Source organism: Novosphingobium sp. AAP83 (assembly GCF_001295795.1).
Classification (GTDB): domain Bacteria; phylum Pseudomonadota; class Alphaproteobacteria; order Sphingomonadales; family Sphingomonadaceae; genus Novosphingobium.
In genome coordinates, this window is the sequence record NZ_LJHY01000022.1 from 265,581 (window position 1) to 290,496 (window position 24,916).

Here is a 24,916-nt window from a genome sequence, read left to right on the forward strand (position 1 = left end):
TAGCTATTCGTTGACTCGCCATAATAAGGCGCGTGCCGCAGTGCAACACGCGCCTTTAAAAAATCATCAACGCAGCCGAAATTTATGCAACAAGGGCGGCAACACCGGGCAATTCCTTGCCTTCCATCCATTCCAGGAAAGCCCCGCCGGCGGTCGATACATAAGAAAAGTCTCCGCCAACACCAGCGTGATTAAGCGCCGCAACGGTATCACCGCCGCCCGCTACTGAAACAAGCGAACCTTCTTTGGTCAGCGCAGCCGCGGTGCGCGCAAGCGCGACAGTGGCGGCGTCAAACGGTTCGGTTTCAAACGCACCCATTGGTCCGTTCCAGACCAGTGTCTTGCAGGTTTTGAGGACATCGGCCAGCGCCTCGACCGCAGTCGGGCCGACATCGAGGATCATCTCGTCCGCTGCCACTTCATGGACATTGCAGGTACGCAGGGACGCCGGATTTGCGGCGAATTCCTTTGAAACCACAACGTCATAAGGCAGGTGGACGGTGCAGCCTGCTTTATCAGCGTTGTCGAGGATTTCGTCTGCCGTGGCGGTGAGATCATGTTCGCACAGCGATTTGCCGACGGCGACGCCGCGGGCGGCAAGGAAGGTGTTGGCCATGCCGCCGCCGATGATCAGGTGATCGACTTTGCCCACCAGATGCTTGAGCACGTCAAGCTTGGTGGAAACCTTGGCACCGCCGACAACGGCTGCCACCGGATGCTCGGGCTTGCCCAGCGCCTTTTCAAGCGCAGTCAATTCAGCTTCCATCGCGCGTCCGGCAAATGCGGGCAGCACGTGGGCAAGGCCTTCGGTTGAAGCATGCGCGCGGTGCGCGGCAGAGAACGCATCGTTGACATAGAAATCGCCAAGGCTGGCAAAGCGTTCGATCACGGCGGGATCGTTCTTTTCCTCGCCACCGAAAAAGCGGGTGTTTTCAAGGATGGCGATATCGCCAGCCTTCAGCGCGGCGACGGCTTCCTTGTCGCCTTCCCAATCGATGAAGCTGACCGGACGGCCCAGCACTTGCGACAGCGGTGCGGCAAGCTTCCTGAGCGAGAACTCTTCGGAAGGCTCGCCCTTGGGGCGTCCGAAATGCGCCAGAACGAGCACTTTTGCACCCTTGTCTGACAGTTCGTTGAGCGTCGCGACGGTGGCGCGCAGGCGGGTGTCATCGGTGACAAGGCCATCAGCCATCGGCACGTTCAGGTCTTCGCGGACGAGCACGGCCTTGCCGGTGACATCGCCAATATCGTCAAGGGTTTTGAAGCTCATTCCTCGATCCTCACTTCATCACCGATGGCAATATCGCCATCGGTCAGCACCCGGCCGAGCACACCGCCGCGCCAATCAGGCAGGAGTGCGTCTTTCAGACCGGGCTGGATTTCGTCCATGCGGCTGCACGGATCGCATTCGCAGGTAATTACTATGCGCAAGCTTTCGCCAATGGCGATGACTTTTCCGGCCTCACGCGGCAGGCGGATGCCTTGCACAAGCAGGTTGGCACGGCGGACGTGCCAAGGCAGCGCAGTATCGGCGCCAGGAGGCAGGTCGGCCAGTGCGGCGTCCCAGCTTTCCGCTTCAATCAGTGAAATCTGGCGCCGCCCCTTGCCGCCGGGACGAATAACGCCGCTCTTGTCACCGGCGACGCCCGATGCGCGGGTTACCGAAATGCTTTGGAGCGTCTCGATAGCACTGCGCGACCGTTCATGCCGTGCAATGCCACCAAGACGCCCCATGTTGCGCATCAACCTTAGAGGAACTTTGCCATCACGCCTGCGGTATCGAGCATGCGGTTCGAGAAGCCCCACTCATTATCGTACCACGAAAGCACGCGAACCAGCTTGCCTTCGAGCACGGCGGTTTCGAGGCTGTCGATGGTTGACGAGTGCGAATCGTGGTTGAAATCGATCGAAACCAAAGGCTCTTCGGTATAACCGAGAACGCCCTTGAGCGGACCTTCCGCAGCAGCCTTGAGCACGGCGTTCACTTCTGCCAGCGTGGTATCGCGCTTTGGCGTGAAGGTGAGATCGACGACCGAGACGTTTGGCGTGGGCACGCGGATCGACGAACCATCGAGCTTGCCCTTGAGGTCTGGCAGAACTTCGCCAACGGCAACGGCAGCGCCGGTGCTGGTAGGGATCATGTTCATCGCAGCAGCGCGGGCGCGGCGCGGATCGCTGTGGATCTGGTCAAGGATCTTCTGGTCGTTGGTATACGAGTGGATTGTGGTCATCAGGCCACGCTCGATACCGATGGCTTCATGCAGAACCTTGGCCATCGGGGCGAGGCAGTTGGTGGTGCACGATGCGTTCGACACGATCTTATGATCGCCGGTGATCTTGTCATCGTTCACACCGAATACAACCGTGAGGTCAACATTCTTGCCCGGAGCCGAGATCAGCACGCGCTTGGCACCTGCATCCAGGTGCTTCTGGCCACCTTCGCGGGTCGTGAAGAAACCGGTGCATTCCAGAGCGATGTCGATGCCATTGGCGGCATGCGGCAGGTTGGCAGGATCGCGCTCTGCGGTCACCTGAATGCGCTTGCCGTTGACGATCAGATCATTGCCATCGACCGAAACATCACCCCCAAAAGCGCCGTGCACGCTATCGCGCTTGAACAGCAGGGCGTTGGCTTTGGCGTCTGCCAGATCGTTGATCGAGACCAGTTCAAGGCCGCAATCGGGCCGTTCGAGGATGGCGCGTGCTACATTGCGCCCGATACGTCCGAAACCGTTGATTGCAACCTTGGTCGCCATGATGAGGATCTCCTGTTTAGATTACGATACCCGCGAAAGGATTTGCGGAACAATCTTGTCAGCCGTCAGACCGAAATGGTCGAACAGCGCTTCGATGGGCGCCGAGGCACCGAACGAATCGATACCAATCGTCAGCCCGTCGCCAACGTACTTCTGCCAGCCTAAGGTTACTCCCGCCTCAACAGAGACCTTGAGAACGTCTGAAGGCAAAATATCTGCGCGATAAGAAGCGTCCTGTTCGTCGAACAGTTCCCAGCATGGCGCGGAAACGACGTCTGCACCGATGCCCTGCGCTTCGAGCGCTGCGGCCACATCCTTGGCGATGGCAACTTCCGAGCCGGTAGCGATCAGTACAACCTTGCGCGCAGCTTGCGCTTCAACCAGGCGATAAGCACCCTTGGCGCTCTTCATTTCGGCATCGAAGCGCACCGGGGTAAGGTTCTGGCGGGTAAGCGCGAGGACCGATGGACGATCCTTGCTGGCCAGCGCCAGCGCCCATGCTTCAGCCGTTTCGATGGCATCGGCAGGACGGAACACCAGCAGGTTCGGGATCATGCGCAAGGACATGACATGCTCAACCGGCTGATGGGTCGGGCCATCTTCGCCAAGGCCGATCGAATCGTGCGTCAGCACATAGACCACGCGCTGGTGCTGCAATGCCGACATGCGGATCGCGTTGCGGCAATAGTCCGAGAAGATCAGGAAGGTGCCGCCATAGGGAATCACGCCGCCATGCAGCGCCATGCCGTTCATCGCCGCCGCCATGCCGAATTCGCGAATACCGTAATAGACATAGCGGCCATCATAGCTGTCAGGCGTAAACGGCAGGGTCGATTTGGTCTTGGTGTTGTTCGAGCCGGTAAGGTCAGCCGAGCCACCGACCATTTCAGGCACGTTGGCGGTGAACGCTTCCAATGCCATTTCGCTGGATTTGCGGGTAGCAACTTTGGGCGGGTTGGCGATTAGCGACTGGATATAGGCATCAAAGCCGGTTTCCGCCGGAAGCACGCCATCCATGCGGCGTGCGAGTTCGGCAGCCTTGGGGTTGCTTGCAGCGCGTGCAGCCCAAGCGGCATGGTCAGCCTGGCCCAATGCATCGGCAGCCCGCCAGTTGGCGAGGATTTCGGCGGGCACTTCAAATGGAGCGGAGGTCCAACCCAGATATTCGCGCGCGGCGGCGATTTCATCAGCGCCCAAAGGTGAGCCGTGGACATTGTGGCCGCCCTGCTTGTTGGGCGCGCCTTTGCCGATCACGGTGCGGCAAGCAACCAGTGACGGACGTGGATCAGTTGAAGCTTCGGACAGAGCGCGGGCGATATCAGCAAAATCATGGCCATCGCATGTCGTGACGTGCCAACCGCTGGCGGTGTAGCGGCCAAGGATATCCTCGGTGGTCGAAAGCGAGGTATCGCCATCGATCGTGATCTTGTTATCGTCCCACAGCACGTTGAGACGGCCAAGCTTCAGCGTGCCGGCAAGGCCGATGGCTTCGTGGTTGATGCCTTCCATCAGGCAACCGTCACCGGCGACGACCCATGTTTTGTGGTCAACCAGATCGTCGCCAAATTGCGCGTTCAGGTGACGCTCTGCCATGGCCATGCCAACGGCCATCGCCAGACCCTGCCCGAGTGGACCGGTCGTGCACTCAACGCCATCGAGCATGAAGTTTTCAGGATGGCCTGCGCAAGGGCTGTTCAATTGGCGGAAATTGCGGATGTCATCCATCGTGGGCGCGGCGTAACCTGTGAGGTTAAGCAGCGCATAGATGAGCATCGAGCCGTGACCGGCTGACAGCACGAAACGGTCACGGTCGGACCACTTGGGAGCTGCCGGATCATGCTTGAGGAACTGCGTCCACAATACGGTGGCCACATCGGCCATACCCATGGGCATGCCGGGATGGCCGGAATTTGCAGCCTGAACGGCATCCATAGCGAGCGCGCGGATTGCATTGGCCATAGGAGCCAACTGGTCCTGACTGTGCGCCAGCGTGGCGGATTGGCGTGTCATGCTTGCAAAAAACCTTCCATGTCGTGCAGGCTCTGGGAACCTTACGCATCTTTTCCGATGATTCGGAGCGCCGCCTCTTTGATCACGCAGGCCCTTATGGTCAAGGCCGGGGGTACTTAACAGAAGCGCCATTCGGGCAATATTCGCAGCAAGACACTGTCGGTATTCGGCTTGGCTGTTGCGATAAACCAACAATGTGTTAGCGTCGTCCTCTATGGCAACTGAAGCATTGGATGCCGCGCTGGATCGGCTTGAGCAAGCACTCGATACGGTTGAGGTGGCACTTTCCCGACGGGGCAATAATGGCGGCGGGGCTGACGAGGAGCTCGCTGTCCTCAAAGTGCGGCATCGCAAATTGAAAGATACGGTGGCGCAGGAATTGCACCAGCTTGATCTTCTTCTGGCAGGATTGCCAAAATGAGCAACGTCAGCCTTCCAATTGGCGGACGCTCCTTTGTTGTCTCTTGCGCCGAGGGCGAGGAATCGCACATCGAAATGCTCGGGCGTATGCTGGACGACCGCGCGCGCAAAATGGGCGGTGCGCCGAACGAGGCGCGGATGCTGCTGGTCGTGGCGCTAATGCTGGCCGATGAATTGCATGAGTTGCATAAGCAAGCACCTCCACCCACGGACCCGGCAAAACCAAGCGCTGCGGCAAGCCCAGTTGACGAGCGCACAGTTGCGCGGATCAATCTTCTGGCCGAACGCTTGGAAAAACTTGGGTTAGCCCTTGAGCATGGGCCTGCGAAGGCCTAACTAGGGGGTGACGGGATCTGCCCGGCACGAGCCGCATGAATATCCCTGAGGCTATAAGCAATCCAAGGGGGCTGCCCCTGCATGGGACCCTGGTCCTGAGTAAGCGGTCCCCACCTGACGTCGAGGCGTCAGAGGATTTTCCGAGCTAACGACCCATGGTGGGCCCGTCACCCTCCCCTCCAAGAACCACTGCGGAGTTGTGCGTGGATCAAAAAGCATCGTTGCGCCGCGATTTAAGAGCCAAGCGCAATGCCCACGTTCTTGCTTTAGACCCGCGCTTCCAGGCGCTCATGTTCAAGCAGCCGCCTTCGCCCGTTGCGGCGCTGGTTCCGGCGGGTGCAACGATTGGCCTCTATCTGGCTGGCCCGGGCGAAGCGCCTGCCACGTCCTATGCCCGCCACTTCCATGAAGCAGGTCACAAGATCGCCCTGCCGTGGTTTGCGAACAGGGGCGCGCCGATGATCTTTCGCGAATGGGGATCGCCATGGGTGGATGATATGTTAGCGCCAAGCCCGTGGCAGCGCATCAAGCAGCCCGAAGCAGACGCTGCCGAGATTGTTCCGGATGTTGTGTTTGTCCCGCTGGTCGGCTTTACAGCGCAAGGCGACCGGTTGGGCCAAGGCGGTGGCCATTATGATCGCTGGCTGGCGGCGAATCCTTCTGCTTTGCCCATAGGTCTTGCGTGGGATTGCCAGCTTGTGGGCGAACTGCCCTGTGAGACGCATGACCGTCCGCTCCACGCCGTGGTAACGCCGACACGAATCTATGGCCCATGGGAAAATGCAGCATGAAACAAGACGAGCGCCCCGATTGGCAGCCCACATGGCGCAAGCCCATCGGCATCATTGCGCTGCTAATCGGTTTGACGCTTTACGCAGTGGCGGTGGCATCTGCTTCATCAATCATCGGACAGTGGCACGTGCTGTTGCAAACCGTCGTCTATGTCATTCTGGGCGTAGCATGGCTGCTGCCGCTGCGGCGTTTTCTGATCTGGATGGAAACCGGCCGCTGGAGTTGAATCAGCGCTGGTCCCGTTAACGGAACCGCGCATCTATCCGACATTTGTGGGAAAATTCCCCAAGGTGGCGCGAGTGACGGGACTTGAACCCGCGACCCTCGGCGTGACAGGCCGATACTCTAACCAACTGAGCTACACCCGCTCACCCTTGGGAGCGCCGCCTCTATGGCAGTGATCGCACCGTGTCAACGATGATCGCGCAGCATTTTTGAGCAAAGCCGAAAATTAGGGTTTCGCGCGCGTTAACCACGATTTAGCGTCTCTGTGGCAAACCCCGCTGTGGCGCAGATCCTGCGCCGGAAGGGCTTGTTATGCTTGCACGTTCAATCATCCTGGGCGCAGGAACCGGCGCTGCCTTGTGCGCACCGTTTGCCGTACAGGCCGCCGATACGGTCCACTTTGCCAGCGATGTGTTTGTGGAAAAGTTCGTGTCTGCGCCCGGTGGCGGCAAAAGCCGCATCCTTGCACGGGCGGACCGGTTGAATCCGGGCGATCAGGTGATCTTCATCGTCAATTGGACTGCACGGCGGGGCAAGGATTTTGTCGTCACCAATCCCCTGCCCCGCGCGGTTGCTTTCCAGCGCAGCGCTGATGGCACAGAGGAAGTGTCTGTCGACGGTGGCCATAGCTGGGGCCGCCTGGAAGACTTGCGCGTGGCAGGGCGCGACGGCTTTATCCGCGCAGCCGCACCCGAAGACGTCACCCATTTGCGCTGGCGAGTGCCGGGCTCCCTCGCCCTGCGCGGCAGCGGCCAGATCACCTATCGCGGAATCATCCGCTAGGGTCAGCTCGCAAGCAACAGCACCGGCGTTTGAATCAAAGTCTTCACCGCCTGCACAAAACTGGCGGCATCGTGGCCATCGACGACGCGGTGATCGCAACTGATCGAGATATTCATCAGCTTGCGCTTCTCGATCCGTTCGCCGCCCATGCTATCCGATACGAACATCGGGCGTTCAACGATGCGGTTCGGCCCGATGATCGCAACTTCAGGGCGGTTGATCACCGGCGTTGTCGCAATGCCGCCCAAGGGGCCAAGAGAAGTGACTGTCAGCGTTGAGCCGGACAGTTCCGCGGGCTTTGCCGATCCGTTACGCGCCGCCTCGGCAAGCCGTCCGATCTCGCGCGCCAGTTGCCACAAATTGAGCGCCTGCGCATCGTGGATGACAGGCACCATCAGGCCTGCCGGGGTCTGGGCGGCGATGCCAAGATGCACAGAACCGTAACGCGTTACGATTCCTGCCTCGTCATCATAGCGCGCATTGAGCATCGGAAACTGCGGCAGAGCGCGGCAAATGGCGGTTATCAGCAAGGGCAGCATCGTCAGCTTGGGCTTGTCACCCTTGCTGCTGTTGAGCTGGGCGCGCATAACTTCCAGCGCCGTTACGTCACACTCTTCGACATAGGAGAAGTGCGGGATGTTGCGCTTTGATGCGGCCATGTTTTCCGCAATGCGGCGACGCATGCCGATAACTTTGATGTGTTCATCGGCACTTTGCCCACCGGCAGGACGATAACCGCCTGCACTGTTATAAGCGAGGAACTGGTCAAGATCGGCGTGGCGGATACGGCCTTCTTCCGACGGGCGGACCTGGGCCAGATCAATGCCAAGGTCTTTTGCGCGCTGGCGCACGGCGGGGCTGGCGAGCACTTTGGTCCCTTCCATGGGCCGGTTCGTATCCGGTGATGGCGGGGCGTCTGGTGTCTCGACTTCGCTCGACACGAACGGTTCCAGGGATTTGGATACAGTGGCAGGTTCAGCCACCGGTTCTTCAACCTCCCCTTCCCCTTCCGTTTCGATCACGACCAGTGCCGAGCCAATCGCAATCACATCGCCCACTTCGCCTGCGACAGCGACGATGCGGCCGGAAACGGGGCTTTCCATCTCGACCGTGGCCTTGTCGGTCATCATGTCGGCGATGCGGGCGTCCTCTTCGATCAGGTCACCAACAGAGACATGCCATGCGACGATTTCAGCCTCGGCGATGCCCTCGCCAATGTCGGGCAGGCGGAATGTGTAGGTTGCCATAGCGATCAGGCCTTCATCAAACGGTCGATTGCCTCGCCAATGCGGACAGGGCCGGGAAAATAGGCCCATTCGAGGCTGTGGGGATAAGGTGTATCAAAGCCCGTGACGCGCTCGATCGGGGCTTCAAGATGGTAGAAGCAGCGCTCTTGCACCAAAGCGGAAAGTTCAGCACCAAAACCGCAGGTGCGCGTGGCTTCGTGGACGATCAGACATTTGCCGGTTTTCTCCACCGACTTTTCCACAGTCGCTATATCCAGCGGGACGAGCGAGCGTAGATCGATGATTTCGGCATCCACGCCCTTTTCTGCGCAAACCGCCGCCGCCACATGGACCATCGTGCCATAGGCGAGAACCGTGAAAGCCTCGCCCGGACGCACGATCCGCGCCTTGCCCAAGGGGATGGAATAATAGCCATCGGGCACTTCGCTGTCGGCATGTTTGGACCAGGGCTCGACCGGCTTGTCGTAATAGCCGTTGAACGGGCCGTTATAGATGCGCTTGGGTTCGAAGAAGATCACCGGATCATCGTCTTCAATCGCGGCGATCAGCAGGCCCTTGGCGTCATGCGGGGTGGACGGGATCACCGTCTTGATGCCCGAAACATGCGTAAACAAGGCTTCGGGGCTTTGGCTGTGGGTTTGCCCGCCAAAGATGCCGCCGCCGAACGGGGAGCGGACAGTCATCGGTGCGATGAATTCCCCGGCTGAACGATAGCGGAGCCGCGCGGCCTCCGACACAAGCTGGTCAAGGCCGGGATAGATATAATCGGCAAACTGGATTTCGGGCACCGGCCGCAGGCCATATGCGCCCATGCCCACGGCCACGCCGATGATCCCGCATTCGCTGATCGGGGTATCGAACACGCGCGTCTTGCCATATTTCTTCTGCAAGCCGGCAGTGGCGCGGAACACGCCGCCGAAATAGCCGACATCCTCGCCCATCACAACCACATCAGGATCGCGCTCCATCATGATATCGAGCGCATCGTTTATCGCTTCGATCATGTTGAGACGGCGGATGGAGACAGGCTCTGTCATGCCTCGTCCTCCTTCCATTCCGGCCATTTGATCTTTCGCTCGCGGATCGCCTGTTCGCTTTGTTCCTTGAGATGCCACGGCAGTTCTTCGAACACGTCTTCGAACATGGTGCGGAACGGGTGATGCAAACCATGGCCAAGGATACCGTTCTTTTCGGCTTCCTTGGTTGCCGCTTTGACTTGCTCCACAAGTTCGCGGTCCATCGCCACTTGCTGCTCTTCCGACCATTCGCCCAGCGCGATCAAATGCTGCTTCAGCCGCATGACCGGATCGCCCAGCGGCCATTCCTCGCGCTCCTGCGCCGAACGATACTGGCCCGGATCGTCGGAGGTGGAATGCCCCTCGGCGCGATACGTAAAATGTTCAATCAGTGTTGGCCCCGCGTTTGAACGCGCGCGGTTGGCGGCCCATTGCGTTGCGGCATAGACCGCTAGCGGATCGTTGCCATCCACACGAAGCCCGGCGATGCCATAGCCGATCGCGCGCGCAGCAAAGGTTGTCCGTTCAGCCCCGGCAAAGCCCGAAAAGCTCGAAATTGCCCACTGGTTGTTGACGACATTGAAGATGACAGGCGCGTTATAAACCGCGGCAAAAGTCATCGCCGCATGGAAATCGCTCTCGGCAGTGGAGCCTTCGCCGATCCATGTAGCCGCGATCCGGCTATCACCCTTGATCGCGCTGGCCATCGCCCACCCCACAGCTTGCGGATATTGTGTGGCAAGGTTGCCCGAGATCGAGAAGAACGAAACCTCACGCGCCGAATACATGATCGGCAACTGGCGGCCCTTCAGCTTGTCGGCGCGGTTGGAATAGATCTGGTTGACCATATCAACCAGCGGATAGCCACGCGCAATCAGGATGCCCTGCTGACGATAACTCGGGAACACCATGTCATCATGCGCCAGCGCCATGGCGGGGGCGACTGACGTCGCCTCCTCGCCGGTGCATTTCATATAGAAGCTAGTCTTGCCCTGCCGCTGGCTGCGATACATCCGGTCATCGAATGCACGGGTGAGCGCCATGGTGCGCAGCATCCGGCGCAGGGTTTCGCCATCCAGCTTGGGGTCCCACGGCCCTGTCGCGCGATGGCCCTCGTCCAGCACGCGCACCATATCAAGGCACAGCGGGTGCGTTTCAACCGGCGCGCATTGTTCATCAGGGCGCGGTTGCATGCCTGCTGGCGGGATGGCCAAGTGCGAATAATCGACCACATCGCCGGGCCGGAACTTCGGCTCTGGCACGTGGAGCGATAGGGGCGGCAAGTTGCCGCGCGCTTTATCGATCATGACTGATCCGCATGCATCTGACTGACTCTCCCGCGCCAAGACTTCCAGCATAAGCAAAAAGCCGCAAGACGCAATATTCTCGGTGTTTGTTATTTTATTTCACACACCTTTATGAGTCAATCAAAGAGGTTACACAGCGACAGGTGCGCTCAATTGGCCCTGTGGCGCATATCCGGTCACTTCAAAGTCCTCGATCCGGTAGTCAAAAATGCTCTCGGGCCGCCGGAGGATGGACAGGCGCGGCTCGCCCTCAGGCGCGCGCGCAAGCTGCGCTTCGACCAGTTCGGAATGGTTGAGATAAAGGTGCGTATCGCCGCCCATCCAAACCAGTTCACCCGGTTCCAGATCGCATTGCTGCGCCAGCAGTCGCAAAAACAGTGCACCGCCCCACAAGTTGAATGGAAGGCCCAGCGCCACATCGCAACTGCGCTGGTAGAGCAGCCCGTTAAGGCGGTTGCCGCTGACATGGAACTGATATGTCTTGTGGCACGGCGGCAGTGCCATCTGGTCAAGCTCGGCCACATTCCACCCTTCGACGATGTGGCGGCGGCTGCCCGGAGTGTTGCGCAGGGATTCGACCAGATCGGCCACCTGGTTGACGCCTGCGGGGCGCTGGCGGAACAGGCCCTCACCTGCTGGCTCATAGACCGGCCAGTTGACCCATTGCTTGCCGTAAACCGGGCCAAGATCGCCCCATTGCGCGGCAAAGGCGGCATCAGCAACGATCCGCGCGGAAAACGCCTCGCGCGTGATCGCCTCGCCGCTTGCCTTGCGGTATTTGTCGAGCGGCCAATCGGTCCAGATCTGCACGCCTTGCGCGCACAACTCACGGATGTTTGTATTGCCGGTGAGGAACCACAGAAATTCGCGGGTGGCGGTTTTCCAAAACACCCGCTTGGTCGTCAGCAGCGGCATCTGCCCATCGGCCAGATCAAAGCGCAGTTGCGCGCCAAAGACCGACCGCGTGCCAATGCCCGTCCGGTCCACCCGCTCGTCCCCCTGCTCCCAAATCTGGCGCATGAGATCGAGATATTGCCATTCGGGATGGCGGCTGGAATCATTGTTTCGATGGGGCGCATTGGACATGCCGACGCTTCTATCGGGCGATGGCCGATCACGCAAAAGCGTGAGGCAAAAAACTTGTTCCCACCCGCTTGTCACTGCGCAAACGCATAAGTATACGGCCTGCCTGCCTTGCGATCGGGTGACTGATCGTTGATCGGTCGGGGAATAGCTCAGCCTGGTAGAGCACTGTCTTCGGGAGGCAGGGGCCGGAGGTTCGAATCCTCTTTCCCCGACCAAATCATCCATCGTGCAGTAAACTCCTGCTCCGGCAGGCCCCTGCGGCTGTTCTGTTTGTCTTGCTGTGCAAGACAGGAGCCGGAGGAAAGAACCCTCTTTCCCCAACAAAATCATGCATGCGGTGAAAGGTCTACCCTCCCCGCAGCAACTGCACACCCCAATCACGTTCGAACAGATAGAGCAGCAGGCGCGCTGCCTCGCCGCGCGGCGATGACAGGCCGCCATCGCGCTCCATCAGCAGCCGTGCGTCGTCATGCGCCATCGGGAGCAGGCGCGCGATCTGTTCGAAATCAGCAACTTTGAAAGGCGTATCGCCCGATTGGCGGGTGCCGAGCAGTTCCCCGCCGCCGCGCAGCCGCAAATCCTCTTCGGCCAGCCGGAACCCGTCCTGCGTTTCGCGCATCAGCGCCAACCGTTCGCGCCCGGTTTCGGAAAGGGCCTCGCCACGCAGCAGGAGGCAGGTTGATTGCTGGCTGCCGCGCCCGACGCGTCCGCGCAACTGGTGTAACTGGGCAAGGCCGAAGCGTTCGGCCTGCTCGATTACCATCAGCGTGGCATTGGGCACATCGACGCCCACTTCGATAACCGTAGTAGCGACGAGGACTTTGGCTTCACCACGCGAAAACTGTTCCATCGCTGCGTCCTTGGCCTCGGGTCGCATCTGGCCGTGAACCATGACCACGGTATCGCCGAACCGTTCCCTCAGAGCTGCATAGCGTGCTTCTGCCGCAGCAATATCCTCTGTCTCCAGCTCGCGCACCATCGGGCACACCCAATAGGCCTGCGCGCCTTTTTCAACGTGGCGGCCAACGCCATCAACCACATCGCCAAGCCGTTCGAGCGCGATCACGCGGGTATCGATCGCTTGTCGGCCCGGCGGCATCTCATCAAGCCGCGAGACGTCCATCTCACCATACTGCGCCAGTGTCAGCGTGCGCGGTATCGGGGTTGCGGTCATCGCCAGGCAGTGCGGCGTGCGCTTGGCCTTTTGCGTGAGCATGAGCCGCTGGCCCACGCCAAAGCGGTGCTGTTCATCAATCACGACCAGCCCGAGATTGCGGTAGGATACGCTGTCCTGAAAGATGGCGTGGGTGCCGACACAGATATCGATACTGCCATCGATCAGGCCCATCAGGATCGATTCCCGTGCCTTGCCTTTGTCGCGCCCTGTCAGCAGCGTGATGGTGACGTCGGTGCCGACGGCCATGCGCGTCAGCGTTTCGGCGTGCTGGCGCGCGAGGATCTCAGTCGGTGCCAGCAAAGCGGCCTGACAGCCTGCCTCGACCGCGATCAACATGGCGTGCAGCGCGACAGCGGTTTTGCCCGAACCCACATCGCCTTGCAGCAAGCGCAGCATCGGTGCGCCTTGGGCCACATCGCCCTCGATCTCGGCAATCGAGCGGGTTTGCGCACCGGTCAGCGCAAACGGCAGATTAAGCTTGGCACGGATGCGGCCATCGCCCACCAAGGGCGTGCCCTGACGGTTGCGATTGCTTGTCCGAACAAGCATCAGCGCCAGACTGTTGGCGAGCAATTCGTCATAGGCCAAGCGATCGCGCGCCAAGACGTTCTGCGCCTTGTGCGCTAGCGGCAAAGCCTCGTGCCAGCGCGGCCAATCCATCTTGGCGGCAAGGCCCGGCTCGATCCATTCGGGCAATAGCGGGAGCTGCGCCAAGGCTTGATGCACCAACCCCTGCAACCGGCCCTGCGTCATGCCATCGGACAAGGGATAGACCGGCTCGTTCAACTGGCCGATCATGCCGCCGCTCTCTTCGCTGACATGATCGGGGTGGACCATCTGCCAAGTCTGCCCGAACTGTTCGAGCTTTCCGGCAACCCAGCGCTTTTCGCCCAAGGGAAGCTGCTTTTTGCCGGTATAGGAGGCGCGGCCGAAATAGGTGAGCGCGACATAATTGCCGACCGCATCTTCGGCCATCACGCGGAATGGCCCGCGTCCTGCGGCCTGTTTGTAGTCGCGCGGGGTCAGCGCGATCACGATCTGCTCACCCAGCCCGGCTTCATCTAGGTTGCCCACCGCACGGCGCAGCACGAAGCGGTCGGGCAGATGGTATGCCAAGTCCCTGATCCGGTTCAGCCCCAGCTTTTCTAGCGGACGCGCCAATCCCGGACCGACGCCTTTAAGGCTGCCGGATTCGGCGAACAGGGGATTGAGCACATCGGGACGCATTTGGTGGACATAGGCGGAACGCAGCGGGTTCGCCAATGGCCAGCGCGCTAAAATTCACCCCTATTTTTGACCCAGCGCATGGAAAGGGGGACCAACTCGGCGCTTCATCCGTTCAACGCAGTGAAGAATAGGAGAAGAATACAATGTTGATCCCCCATGGCGCCGTGATTGCCCTTGTCGATGGTGAAAACTGGGAAGTGCTGCGCAACAGCGGCACAGAGGCCGAACCCGAATTGACTGTTATGCCAACGCCCGCGCTTGCCGAAACCAATCACGGATCGGGCGGACGCCATGGTGTGAGTTCTGCCAATCCATCTGGCAACCAGCGGGACGAAGATGCGCACGCCGCCGCCGTGGGCGATTGGCTGAACGGACAAGTGCAAACGCACAAAATCGAGAAGTTGGTCGTCATCGCCTCGCCCCGCACGTTGGGCGAATTGCGCCATCGTTACAGCAAGGCCGTGCAGGCAGCCTTGATTGGGGAATTGGCGAAGGACCTGATTGGCCGTCAGCCGTCGGATGTGCTGGCGGCTCTGCACCACAAGTAAGTGCAAAGGCATCCCGGCGATCAGTAGCGGGGATGCCTTTTCGTCCCGGTCTTGCCGCCTTGTTTCCACCTGCGGAAACGCCTAACGGCCTTTTATGACTGATGCCCCCTCCTTTGATCCGGCGTACTTCCGGCGCATTCACTTTCGCGCGTGGCATCGTGGCACGCGTGAGGCGGATTACATGATCGGCTGCTTCTTCGATCACTTTCACAAAGAGTGGAATGCCGAGCAGATTGCGTGGTTTGAAGAGCTGATCGAGGAAGAGGATGTCGAGATCATGGCTTGGGCGCTGGGCACCCTTCCCGTACCCGAGAAATACACAGGGCCGATGATGGACGCCATGCGCAAGCTTGATTACGTCGTCATTCCGCGCTGATCCCTTAACGTCATGTCTGATTTCAACCGCATCCTCTCGGCCACGACGCCGCTCACGCTAGCCTCGGTTGCGCGCGGGGCGCAGCCGCTTGTCTTGGCGGATCTGGCGCGTGCCGCCAAAGGCCGGACGGTTTTTATCGCGCCGGACGACGCCGCCATGCGCGCGATTGCCGATAGCGCGGCGTTCTTTGCGCCTGATCTTGAGGTGATAGATTTTCCCGCGTGGGATTGCTTGCCGTTTGATCGCGCCTCACCCGCCATGTCGGTCAGCGCCAAACGCCTTGCGGCGCTGCAAAAGCTGCAACACAAGCGCAGCGGACCGCAACTGCTGGTCACTACGATCAACGCCGTGCTCCAGCGCGTGCTTACCCCGTTCCGCATTCGCGAATCCACGCGACTGCTTTCGCCGGGTGCCGAGATCGGCCGCGAAAGCCTGATCGCGTTGCTGCAACGCCAGGGCTATTCGCGCACCGATACGGTGGTGGATGCCGGTGAGTATGCCGTGCGCGGTTCAGTGTTCGACATCTTCCCCTCAGGGCTAAATCACGGTTTGCGGCTCGATTTCTTTGGCGACGAACTGGAAACGCTGCGCCTGTTCGATCCCAATACGCAGCGTTCGGTGCAGCCGGTCGATACGCACCTCTTGCTGCCTGCCAGCGAAGCGCTGCTCGATGAAGACAGCATCAAGCGCTTCCGCAGCCGTTATCGCGAACAGTTTGGTGCGACCGCAACCGGCGATCCGCTCTATCAGGCGATCAGCGAAGGCCGCCGCCTTGCCGGGATGGAACACTGGCTGCCGCTGTTCGAAGACCGGTTGGTGACGCTGTTCGATCATCTGGCCGAGGATGACCTTGTTCTGATCGATGGCAGTGCGGCCAAGGCGACCGAACAGCGCATCGCCGATATCCTCGATTATCACCAATCGCGGCTGGATAGTTCATCCAAAGCCCCCGGCAGTTATCGCCCGCTGGCCGAAACCGCGCTATACCTTACGCGCGACGAAATTGACCGCGCGCTGCTGGGCTGGCCTGTCCACCGCACAACGCTGTTTGCCGAACCGGAATCAAAGAGCGTCATCGATTTCGGATTCACATCAGGCCACGATTTCACGCCGGAACGCGCCGCAGCCACCAGCGGCGGCACCAACATCTATGAAGTTGCGGCAAAGTATCTTTCGGCCTTGGGCACGCGCGGCCTCAAGCCAATCATCGCAGCCTATAGCACTGGATCGCGCTCCCGCCTTGCCTCGCTGCTGGCCGAGGCTGGCAAGCAAGTGCCGCTTATGGCCGATACATGGCAGGAGGCGCTGGGCCTTGCCGCCACCGGCAAGCCGGTCGCTATCGTGCTGCCGCTGGAACAGGGCTTTGCCAACGCCGAACTGGAACTGCTGACCGAGCAGGACATCCTCGGCGACCGCCTCGTCCGCCGCAAGAAGAAGCGCAAGGACGCCGATGCGTTTCTGGCCGAGCTTTCCGCGCTCACCCCCGGCGATCTTGTGGTTCACATGGACCACGGCATCGGGCGCTATATCGGGCTTGAAGCCATCGCGGTGGGCGATAGCCCGCACGATTGCGTCCAGCTTGAATATGCAGGCCGCGACAAGCTCTACATCCCGGTCGAAAACCTCGACGTCCTTTCGCGCTATGGCTCGGATGCCGAAGGCGTCAGCCTCGACAAGCTGGGCGGCGAAGCGTGGCAGCGCCGCAAGGCGCGGATGCGCGAACGTATCCTTGAAATGGCAGGCCAGCTTATGGCCACCGCCGCCCACCGTGCGCTTCGTGAAGGCGCGGTGCTTGCGGTTGATTCGACCAGCTACGGTCCGTTCGTGGATCGCTTCCCGTGGGATGAAACCGACGATCAGGAACGCGCGATTGACGACGTGTTGAACGACATGGCCAGCGGCAAGCCGATGGACCGCCTCGTGTGCGGCGATGTCGGCTTCGGCAAAACCGAGGTTGCGCTACGTGCGGCCTTCGTGGCGGCGATGGCGGGGATGCAAGTCGCCATCGTTGCGCCAACCACACTGCTCGCCCGCCAACATTACACAAACTTCGTCGAACGCTTCAACGGGTTCCCTCTGGAAATAGGCCGCCTATCGCGCCTTGTTCCCGCCAAGGAAGCGGCTGAGACCAAAGTCGGCCTGGCCAATGGCACCGTCGATATCGTGATCGGCACGCATGCCTTGCTGTCCAAATCGATCGATTTCAAGCGGCTCGGCCTCGTCGTGGTCGATGAAGAGCAACGCTTTGGCGTGACTCACAAAGAAAAGCTCAAAGAGCTTAAAGCCGACGTCCATGTGCTGACGCTGACCGCCACGCCGATCCCGCGCACGCTGCAAATGGCGATGTCCGGCCTGCGCGAATTGTCGACGATCCAGACCCCGCCAGTCGACCGTCTGGCCACGCGCACTTACGTGATGCCGTGGGACGATATGGTGATGCGCGAGGCTTTGCTGCGCGAACACCAGCGCGGCGGGCAAAGCTTCATCATCGTGCCGCGCATTGCCGATATGGCTGATCTTGAGGAATGGTTGCGGCTCAATGTTCCCGAAGTCCGCTTCGTCACCGCGCACGGCCAGATGAGCCCGACCGAGGTCGAGGACCGCATGGGCGCGTTTTACGAGAAGAAGTACGAAGTCCTGCTTTCGACCACCATCGTGGAAAGCGGTATCGATATTCCTTCGGCCAACACCATTGTCATTCACCGCGCCGACCGCTTTGGCCTTGCGCAGCTCTACCAATTGCGCGGACGCGTCGGGCGCGGAAAAATCCGCGCTTACGCCTATCTCACGCATTCGGAAAACATGGCGCTGTCCGAAGTTGCCGAAAAGCGGCTCAAGGTTCTGGGCGATCTTGATAGCCTTGGCGCGGGCTTCCAGCTTGCCAGCCATGATCTTGATCTGCGCGGGGCGGGTAACCTGTTGGGCGATGAACAATCGGGCCACATCAAGGAAGTAGGCTTCGAGCTCTACCAATCGATGCTAGAAGACGCGATCCTTGCGGCCAAGGCTGGTGACATCTCTCTCGCACGCGAACGCGATGCGCTGAGCCCACAGATCACGGTCGATGCGCCGATCATGATCCCGGAAGATTACGTGCCTGATCTGGCTGTGCGCATGGCGCTTTATCGCCGGATGAGCGATGCCGAAGGACCGGATGCCGTCGAGGCCCTCGCCGCCGAGATGATCGACCGCTTCGGCCCTCTGCCGCAACCGACAACGAACCTGCTGCGCCTGATCGAAATCAAGCGTCAGGCCATCGAGGCCAACATCGCCAAGATCGATGTGGGGGCCAAGGGCGCGCTGGTCAGCTTCCACAAGGACACCTTCCCCGATCCGATGGGGCTGATCGCCTATGTCGAGCGGTTGAACGGCATCGCCAAGCTGCGACCCGACAACAAGCTGGTCATCACCCGCGCTTGGGGCACCCCGGAAGGGCGGCTCAACGGCCTTGTGCAGATGACCAAGGGCCTTTCCGCCATTGCACGCCGCGCACGCAAAGCGGCCTAACGCAAAAGCGCTGCAATCTCGTCTGCGGCCATTGGCCCCGCGCGGAAGAAGCCTTGAAACGTATCGCAGCCTTCGTGTGCTAAGACCGCAAGCTGCGTTTCGCGTTCAATCCCTTCGACCACAACCTTCTGTCCCAGCGCCCGTGCCATTGCGATAATCGCCCGCAAGATCGCCCGGTCGCGTGGGTCTTGATCGATGTCGCGCGCCAGCGATCCATCAAGCTTGAGCGTGTCGATCGGCAAGGCCTTAAGGGTTTGAAAATTGGCATAGCCAGTGCCGAAATCATCGAGCGCAATCCGCATTCCCAATCCGGCCAGTTCGCCCAGTACTTGCGCGGATCGGACAAAGTCAGCCACCAGAGCATGCTCGGTCACTTCCAGTGTCAGCAGCTTGGGCGCAAAGCCCGTGCGAGCAAGGAGCACACGAAAGTTTTCGGCAAATTCCTCATCACCCAGATCCTCGGCAGTGACGTTGAGCGATAGCGCCAAGGGCGGCTGCCATTCGGCCGCAATCGCCAAAGCACGCTTGGCAATATGGTGCGATAGCTGCGCAACATGATCACCCCGCTCGGCGATGGCAAACAAGGTTTCCGCGCCGATCCGCCCCAGTTGCGGGTGATCCCAGCGCGCCAATGCCTCAACCCCCGCCAAGGCTCCGGTGGAGACAGTATACTGCGGTTGAAACACCAGACCGATCTCGTTCCGGGCCATGGCTCCGATCAAATCGGCCTCAAGCCGCGCGGCACTGCGTCCGCGCGCGCGGTGTGATCCATCGGCCCATGACACGCGCTTTGCCGTCTGCTGCTGCAAAGATGATAGCGCCTGATCCAGCCTGTCGAGCATCGCCGCCCCACCCTCGCCCGGTTGCGCGCGCAACAGCGCCGTGCGCGGCGCCAGATGCAGCACATCGCCGCGTATCGCCAAGGATCGTGCAACCGTGCGCGCGAAAGCTTCGGCAAGCCATTGCCAGCGCTCGCGGCTTATAGTTCCGGCGCTTGCCACCAGAAAATCACCACCACTGACGCGCGCCACTAGCGCGTCCGGCCCCAGTTCTTCGGCAACGCAATCCCTGATCCGCCGCGCTATTTCCGCAAGCGCAAGATCGCCGCCCGCCTGCCCATAGGCCAGATTGACCGAGCGGAAGCGATGCAGCCCGATCAACATCGCATGGACAAAACCGTCCTGCCCGGCCTTTTCCAACCAGCCCAAAGCATCGGCCGCCTCCGGAAGACCGGTCAGGCGATCCCGGCTCGGAGTGGTTGGGGGCAATGCTTTTGGAAGTTCCGCCATCCGCCATACATAGCGCGCAACCCTTGCCAAAGCGTAGCGCTGCGCAAAAACACTTCGCAGCAAAATGCATGATTGTGCATTGCGCGCATCACCTCGGCCTCATATCCAACACCGGTCTGTTTTTCCGGGGCCTGTTAAGTATGTCTGAATTTGCGCGCCTTGCCCTGCTGGCCTCACCCACAGATCGCGCACAGGATGCCTATGAGGCTTTACTCCAAAGCCGCGAGTGGGTTGCGTTGGAAGATGCGCAAGCCGTCGTTGTCATTGGTGGCGATGGCTTCATGCTGCAAACGCTGCACGCGATGATCGACATGGATCACATCATTCCGGCCTTTGGTCTCAATCTCGGGACTGTAGGCTTCCTGATGAACAAGTACCGGTCAAGCCGCTCCATCGATGAACGAATCGCCAAGGCGACGAAGATCGCGATTTCACCGTTGCGGATGGTGGCCACCACCAATTCCGGGCAGGTCCATTCTGTCTGCGCGATCAACGAGGTTTCCCTGCTGCGCGAAACGCGCCAGACCGCGAAATTGGAAGTGAGTGTAAACGGCAAGGTCCGTATGCCCGAACTGGCATGCGATGGCGTGCTGGTGGCAACACCGGCAGGATCGACCGCCTACAACCTGTCAGCGAATGGGCCGATCCTGCCGCTATCGTCGAACATGCTGGCGCTCACCCCTATAAGTCCGTTTCGCCCCCGCCGCTGGCGCGGCGCAATCCTACCCGAGACATACGAGATCGTCTTCAAGGCGCTGGAATCGGTCAAGCGCCCGGTCCTTGTCGTGGCGGATCAGAAGGAAGTCCGCGATGTCCGCGAGGTGCGTGTGAAGGCTTGGCCGGAGCACCGCTTGACGCTGATGTTCGATCGCGGGCAAAGCCTGGAGGACCGTATCTTCGCCGAACAGTTCATGGTCTGAGAAAAATATGAAAACAGGTGCTTGCCAAACCGGAAACGCCTGTTATTAGCACGGCCCTGCCCCGGGCAACCGTGGCTGCTCCCTGATAGCTCAGCGGTAGAGTAGGTGACTGTTAATCACTTGGTCGTAGGTTCGAATCCTACTCAGGGAGCCAATTTTTTCCTCTGGATGAGGATCGCGAGGGTCGCCGAAAGGCGGCCTTTTTGCGTTTCGGTCCCTTTGCGTTTCGGTCTGGGCTCAGTGATAGCTGCGGATCGAACCGTTCAGGAACGCGTCGAGGACGGCCGGATGGAACGGTTGGGCAAAGCGGATGAAAGCGCGGAAGTCCTCGCTGGTTTCGACGATGGCTGCGCGCGCCTCAAGGCCCGGTAATGTTAGCCAAACTAGCGTACCGACCGGCGGGTTTTCCATGCCGTCGATCGCGGCAGCCGTGCAGGATAAGTCACACACGTTAACTTTCGTGCGCAAGATACCCCGGCGGTAGGATGCCTGGATTGGCGCAGCAATAGTGCTGCAAGGCGCTTGCTGGCGGGCATGATAAGCGTCACGATCAAGCCACATAATCCGTCTCCGGCCCTATGTTGGTGCTGGTAGGAAGGACGGTGTGTTAACCAGCACTTATAGCCTGCCAGTGCTGTTTTGCGGGGCGCCTGCGTGTTCATACGTAACCCGCAAGGCAACGGCGCGGGAATTGCTCCGCGCGCCGCATCGTGTTGCGCCAGAATGCTGCCCTGCCGGTCAGGTGGCGACCCCGTGACAGTGCTTGTACTTCTGGCCCGAACCGCACGGGCATGGCGCGTTGCGGCTGATGCCCTGCCCCGCATAAGGATCGCCAATTGGCTCACCCAGTGTGAGAGAGCCTCCAGCTTGCGGTGGAAGCGCGCCAAACATTGCCGGTTGGGCGGGGATAGCGTCGTTCTCGCCGGTGAACGGATCGATATGACTGGTGAGGAAATCGGGCAATTCGGGAAGCTGGAATTCATCTGCCGGACGCATGCGGATTTCGCTGGTCATCAAGATGCGTGTCACGTCCTCGCGGATCGCATCGAGCATCTTTTCGAACAGACCGAAGGCTTCCTGCTTGTATTCGTTGATCGGCGTCTTTTGCGCATAAGCGCGCAAGAACACGACCTGACGCAGTGCATCGAGCGTGGCCAGATGCTCTTTCCAGTGATGGTCAAGCCGTTCGAGCAGGATTGACTTCTCAAGGCTCCGCCACGCCGCAGCATCAACCTCGGTGATCTTCGTGTCCATGTGCCCATCGGCCAGTGCCTGAACGCGCTCTTCGATCACATCGGGCTCGATAGCCTCTTCCTGAAGCCACTCGTCAATTGGAATTTCAAGGCCCAGAACATCGGCAACGCGCGCCTTCAGGCCTTCTACATTCCATTGTTCAGGATAAGATCCCGGCGGGCAGGCATCAGCGACCAGCGCATTGACCGTATCATTGCGCATATCGGTGACGACATCGGCGACCGCTTCGGCATCCATGATATCGGCGCGCTGTTCGTAAATAACCTTGCGCTGGTCGTTCATCACATCATCGTATTCGACGACCTGCTTGCGGATGTCATAGTTGCGCGCTTCAACCTTCTTCTGCGCGGTCTCGATCGCCTTTGACAGCCACTTCGAGCCGATCGCTTCACCATCGGCGAGGTTGGAGTTCATCATCTTGGAAAACAGCGTGTCCGGCCCGAAAATACGCAGCAGATCATCCTCAAGGCAGAGGTAGAACTTGCTCATGCCCGGATCGCCCTGACGGCCAGAGCGCCCACGCAACTGGTTATCGATGCGGCGGCTTTCATGGCGCTCGGTGCCGATCACGCACAGACCACCAGCTTCCAGCACCTTGCGCTTGTCCTCGGCCACTTCGGCGCGGATCTTGGCAATGCCTGCATCGCGTTCCGGCCCTTCGGGCACATCGCGCAACTCATCATCAATGCGGAATTCGATGTTGCCGCCAAGCTGGATGTCGGTGCCACGCCCGGCCATGTTGGTGGCGATGGTGACCGCGCCTAAACGCCCGGCCTGTGCCACGATACGGGCTTCCATTTCGTGGAAACGGGCGTTCAGCACATTATGCGTGACGCCTTCCTTGGTCAGGAATTCCGAGAGCAATTCGGACTTTTCGATAGAGACCGTGCCCACCAGCACCGGCTGGCCGATTTCATATTTTTCACGGATCAACTTGGCGATGGCCTGGAACTTGTCCGTCGTGTTCTTGTAGAACTCGTCCTCGTCATCAATGCGCAGCACTGGCACATTGGTGGGGATCGAGACGACATTCATCTTGTAAATGTCGAAAAATTCCGGCGCTTCGGTCGCGGCGGTGCCCGTCATCCCTGAAATTTTGGGGTACATGCGGAAGTAGTTCTGGAACGTGATCGAGGCCATCGTCTGGTTTTCGGGCTCGATGTTCACGCCTTCCTTGGCTTCCACCGCCTGATGCAAGCCGTTGGACCAGCGCCGCCCGTCCATCATGCGGCCGGTGAATTCATCAATGATGACGATCTTTTCGTCCTTCACGATATAATCGATATCGCGTTTGAACATCACGTTGGCTTTAAGCGCCTGGTCAAGATGATGGACAACCATCGTATTCTCGACATCATAGAGGTTCGAACCTTCGAGCAATCCCGCTGTTTCCAGCGCACGCTCGACCCATTCGACGCCATCTTCAGTCAGCGAGATGTTCTTGGTCTTCTCGTCCGCCTCGTAAAGATCGGGCTGGATCGTTTTCACCACCGCATCGACCGACAGGTAAAGATCGCTCTTGTCGTCTGTCGGGCCGGAGATGATCAGCGGAGTGCGCGCTTCATCGATCAGGATCGAATCCACCTCGTCGACAATCGCGAAATTGAACGGTTTGTGGACCATCTGATCGCGCGAATGCTTCATGTTATCGCGCAGATAATCGAAGCCCAGCTCGTTATTGGTCGCGTAAGTGATGTCGCTTTCGTAGGCCTCGCGGCGGCGTTCCTCGTTCATGTTCGGAACGATCACGCCCACGCTCAGGCCAAGGAAATTGTAGAGCACGCCCATCGTCTCGGCGTCGCGGCGGGCGAGATAATCGTTCACGGTCACCACGTGAACGCCCTTGCCCTCCAGCGCGTTGAGATAGACCGCCAGCGTCGCCACCAGCGTCTTGCCTTCGCCTGTACGCATTTCGGCAATTTCGCCCCGGTGCAGCACGATACCGCCGATCATCTGCACATCAAAGTGGCGCAAGCCCAACGTGCGGACCGAAGCCTCGCGCACGGTGGCAAAAGCCTCAGGCAGAAGATCGTCGAGCGCGGTCCCTTCGGCCAGCATCTGCCTGAACTTTAGCGTCTGCGCAGCCAGTTCTGTATCCGAAAGCGCCTGCATCGCGGGCTCAAAAGCGGCAATCTGGCGCACGATCTTGTCGAGCGATTTAACGTAACGGTCGTTTGATGAACCAAAAAGCGCTTTGGCGATGGAACCGAACATGGGCGGAACAATCCTGTTGAATCAGAAGGAATACAAACCAGCGCGCCAATCGGGCACCGGCGGGGGCATAAAGCTGCCAGATTAAAGTGAGGCTAAGACACGCGCTATTCGCGGGCGCGGTCGGTCAATTCGATGCCGCAGGCACGCACAAAGGCGGGCGCGGGTGGCCAGACCGTTTTGCGCGGGGCGCTGCTACGCCTTTGCGGAAGTGCGCCGCCGCGTTCGATACAGCGTTGTTGCCGGCGTTCGGCGGAGGCCGTTCCAGCGCCAACCACGCCTGTATTTGCAATCTCTGTGCGCGATGCGGCAAAGGCCACCTCTGGCAGCGAAAGGCCCGTAATTATGGCCAACAGAGCGAGCAAAATCCGCATTACTGCTTCAGATAGGCATTCAAGCGCGTTTCGTCCATCTTGAAAACGCGCATTC

22 protein-coding genes and 3 tRNA genes are annotated in these 24,916 nt (G+C 60.0%); 11 read left to right on the forward strand and 14 right to left on the reverse strand.

The annotated features are described in order from the left end of the window. Nucleotides 1-82 precede the first annotated feature (82 nt). From pgk to tkt, 4 genes are read right to left on the reverse strand one after another with little or no spacing between them, the layout of a single operon-like run. Nucleotides 83-1,270, reverse strand: coding sequence for a phosphoglycerate kinase (pgk, locus tag IP81_RS12860; protein WP_054108377.1), 1,188 nt, complete (start codon nt 1,268-1,270; stop codon nt 83-85). Continuing rightward, nucleotides 1,267-1,734: an MOSC domain-containing protein gene (locus IP81_RS12865; protein ID WP_054108555.1), complete on the reverse strand. Its 468-nt coding sequence runs from the start codon at nt 1,732-1,734 to the stop codon at nt 1,267-1,269. The genes pgk and IP81_RS12865 overlap by 4 nt, the downstream gene beginning before the upstream one ends. 14 nt (nt 1,735-1,748) lie before the next feature. Beyond that, nucleotides 1,749-2,756, reverse strand: coding sequence for a type I glyceraldehyde-3-phosphate dehydrogenase (gene gap / locus IP81_RS12870; protein ID WP_054108378.1), 1,008 nt, complete (start codon nt 2,754-2,756; stop codon nt 1,749-1,751). Between the two features lie 21 nt (nt 2,757-2,777). After that, the gene (gene tkt / locus IP81_RS12875; RefSeq protein WP_054108379.1) at nt 2,778-4,766 is read right to left on the reverse strand and encodes a transketolase; all 1,989 of its coding nucleotides are present in this window, start codon (nt 4,764-4,766) and stop codon (nt 2,778-2,780) included. A 214-nt stretch (nt 4,767-4,980) separates the two neighbouring features. Here tkt and IP81_RS12880 point away from each other — a divergent pair, with 214 nt between their 5' ends. The 4 genes from IP81_RS12880 to IP81_RS12895 all read left to right on the forward strand — a co-directional run bounded on the left by IP81_RS12880 (nt 4,981) and on the right by IP81_RS12895 (nt 6,540). Further along, nucleotides 4,981-5,187 carry a hypothetical protein gene (locus IP81_RS12880; RefSeq protein ID WP_054108380.1) on the forward strand — a complete coding sequence of 69 codons (207 nt, stop codon included), beginning with the start codon at nt 4,981-4,983 and terminating at the stop codon, nt 5,185-5,187. Continuing rightward, nucleotides 5,184-5,522, forward strand: coding sequence for a cell division protein ZapA (locus tag IP81_RS12885; protein ID WP_054108381.1), 339 nt, complete (start codon nt 5,184-5,186; stop codon nt 5,520-5,522). Before IP81_RS12880 ends, IP81_RS12885 begins: the two co-directional genes overlap by 4 nt. A 155-nt stretch (nt 5,523-5,677) precedes the next feature. Continuing rightward, nucleotides 5,678-6,313 carry a 5-formyltetrahydrofolate cyclo-ligase gene (locus IP81_RS12890; protein WP_054108382.1) on the forward strand — a complete coding sequence of 212 codons (636 nt, stop codon included), beginning with the start codon at nt 5,678-5,680 and terminating at the stop codon, nt 6,311-6,313. Continuing rightward, on the forward strand, nt 6,310-6,540 hold the full coding sequence (locus tag IP81_RS12895) for a DUF2842 domain-containing protein (RefSeq protein ID WP_054108383.1): 231 nt from the start codon (nt 6,310-6,312) through the stop codon (nt 6,538-6,540). Before IP81_RS12890 ends, IP81_RS12895 begins: the two co-directional genes overlap by 4 nt. Nucleotides 6,541-6,605: 65 nt before the next feature. Here IP81_RS12895 and IP81_RS12900 read toward each other — a convergent pair. Beyond that, nucleotides 6,606-6,682, reverse strand: a tRNA-Asp gene (locus IP81_RS12900). Nucleotides 6,683-6,851: 169 nt separating this feature from the next. On the opposite strand from IP81_RS12900, the gene IP81_RS12905 reads away from it, so the two are divergent. Continuing rightward, a complete protein-coding gene (locus IP81_RS12905) occupies nt 6,852-7,322 on the forward strand; it encodes a hypothetical protein (protein ID WP_054108384.1) in 471 nt (156 codons plus the stop codon). Nucleotides 7,323-7,324: 2 nt separating this feature from the next. On the opposite strand, the gene IP81_RS12910 is transcribed toward IP81_RS12905, so the two are convergent. The 4 genes from IP81_RS12910 to thyA form a co-directional block, all read right to left on the reverse strand. After that, complete coding sequence (locus IP81_RS12910; protein ID WP_054108385.1) at nt 7,325-8,569, reverse strand: dihydrolipoamide acetyltransferase family protein; 1,245 nt, start codon at nt 8,567-8,569, stop codon at nt 7,325-7,327. Between the two features lie 5 nt (nt 8,570-8,574). Next, the gene (locus tag IP81_RS12915; protein WP_054108386.1) at nt 8,575-9,606 is read right to left on the reverse strand and encodes an alpha-ketoacid dehydrogenase subunit beta; all 1,032 of its coding nucleotides are present in this window, start codon (nt 9,604-9,606) and stop codon (nt 8,575-8,577) included. Continuing rightward, nucleotides 9,603-10,892 (reverse strand): 3-methyl-2-oxobutanoate dehydrogenase (2-methylpropanoyl-transferring) subunit alpha, encoded by a 1,290-nt coding sequence (locus IP81_RS12920; protein ID WP_054108387.1) that lies wholly within the window; start codon nt 10,890-10,892, stop codon nt 9,603-9,605. Before IP81_RS12920 ends, IP81_RS12915 begins: the two co-directional genes overlap by 4 nt. A 129-nt stretch (nt 10,893-11,021) precedes the next feature. Further along, complete coding sequence (gene thyA / locus IP81_RS12925) at nt 11,022-11,978, reverse strand: thymidylate synthase (protein WP_054108388.1); 957 nt, start codon at nt 11,976-11,978, stop codon at nt 11,022-11,024. A 138-nt stretch (nt 11,979-12,116) separates the two neighbouring features. On the opposite strand from thyA, the gene IP81_RS12930 reads away from it, so the two are divergent. After that, nucleotides 12,117-12,193, forward strand: a tRNA-Pro gene (locus IP81_RS12930). Nucleotides 12,194-12,324: 131 nt separating this feature from the next. Here the strand turns inward: IP81_RS12930 and recG are convergent. Continuing rightward, on the reverse strand, nt 12,325-14,382 hold the full coding sequence (gene recG / locus IP81_RS12935) for an ATP-dependent DNA helicase RecG (protein ID WP_054108389.1): 2,058 nt from the start codon (nt 14,380-14,382) through the stop codon (nt 12,325-12,327). A gap of 143 nt (nt 14,383-14,525) precedes the next feature. Here recG and IP81_RS12940 point away from each other — a divergent pair, with 143 nt between their 5' ends. The 3 genes from IP81_RS12940 to mfd all read left to right on the forward strand — a co-directional run bounded on the left by IP81_RS12940 (nt 14,526) and on the right by mfd (nt 18,813). After that, on the forward strand, nt 14,526-14,930 hold the full coding sequence (locus tag IP81_RS12940) for a host attachment protein (RefSeq protein WP_054108390.1): 405 nt from the start codon (nt 14,526-14,528) through the stop codon (nt 14,928-14,930). Between the two features lie 94 nt (nt 14,931-15,024). Beyond that, complete coding sequence (locus IP81_RS12945; RefSeq protein ID WP_054108391.1) at nt 15,025-15,306, forward strand: succinate dehydrogenase assembly factor 2; 282 nt, start codon at nt 15,025-15,027, stop codon at nt 15,304-15,306. Between the two features lie 12 nt (nt 15,307-15,318). Then, nucleotides 15,319-18,813: a transcription-repair coupling factor gene (mfd, locus tag IP81_RS12950; RefSeq protein ID WP_054108392.1), complete on the forward strand. Its 3,495-nt coding sequence runs from the start codon at nt 15,319-15,321 to the stop codon at nt 18,811-18,813. Here the strand turns inward: mfd and IP81_RS12955 are convergent. Next, the gene (locus tag IP81_RS12955) at nt 18,810-20,102 is read right to left on the reverse strand and encodes a bifunctional diguanylate cyclase/phosphodiesterase (protein ID WP_054108393.1); all 1,293 of its coding nucleotides are present in this window, start codon (nt 20,100-20,102) and stop codon (nt 18,810-18,812) included. The two genes, mfd and IP81_RS12955, sit on opposite strands and share 4 nt — an antisense overlap. 140 nt (nt 20,103-20,242) lie before the next feature. Here IP81_RS12955 and IP81_RS12960 point away from each other — a divergent pair, with 140 nt between their 5' ends. Then, nucleotides 20,243-21,022, forward strand: coding sequence for an NAD kinase (locus IP81_RS12960; RefSeq protein ID WP_054108394.1), 780 nt, complete (start codon nt 20,243-20,245; stop codon nt 21,020-21,022). A 79-nt stretch (nt 21,023-21,101) separates the two neighbouring features. Continuing rightward, nucleotides 21,102-21,176: transfer RNA gene (locus tag IP81_RS12965), tRNA-Asn, on the forward strand. A gap of 83 nt (nt 21,177-21,259) precedes the next feature. On the opposite strand, the gene IP81_RS12970 is transcribed toward IP81_RS12965, so the two are convergent. The 3 genes from IP81_RS12970 to IP81_RS12980 all read right to left on the reverse strand — a co-directional run bounded on the left by IP81_RS12970 (nt 21,260) and on the right by IP81_RS12980 (nt 24,840). After that, nucleotides 21,260-21,583: a hypothetical protein gene (locus tag IP81_RS12970; RefSeq protein WP_054108395.1), complete on the reverse strand. Its 324-nt coding sequence runs from the start codon at nt 21,581-21,583 to the stop codon at nt 21,260-21,262. A 177-nt stretch (nt 21,584-21,760) separates the two neighbouring features. Continuing rightward, on the reverse strand, nt 21,761-24,490 hold the full coding sequence (gene secA / locus IP81_RS12975) for a preprotein translocase subunit SecA (protein WP_054108396.1): 2,730 nt from the start codon (nt 24,488-24,490) through the stop codon (nt 21,761-21,763). A gap of 104 nt (nt 24,491-24,594) precedes the next feature. Beyond that, nucleotides 24,595-24,840: a hypothetical protein gene (locus IP81_RS12980; RefSeq protein ID WP_157573197.1), complete on the reverse strand. Its 246-nt coding sequence runs from the start codon at nt 24,838-24,840 to the stop codon at nt 24,595-24,597. Between the last annotated feature and the right edge of the window lie 76 nt (nt 24,841-24,916).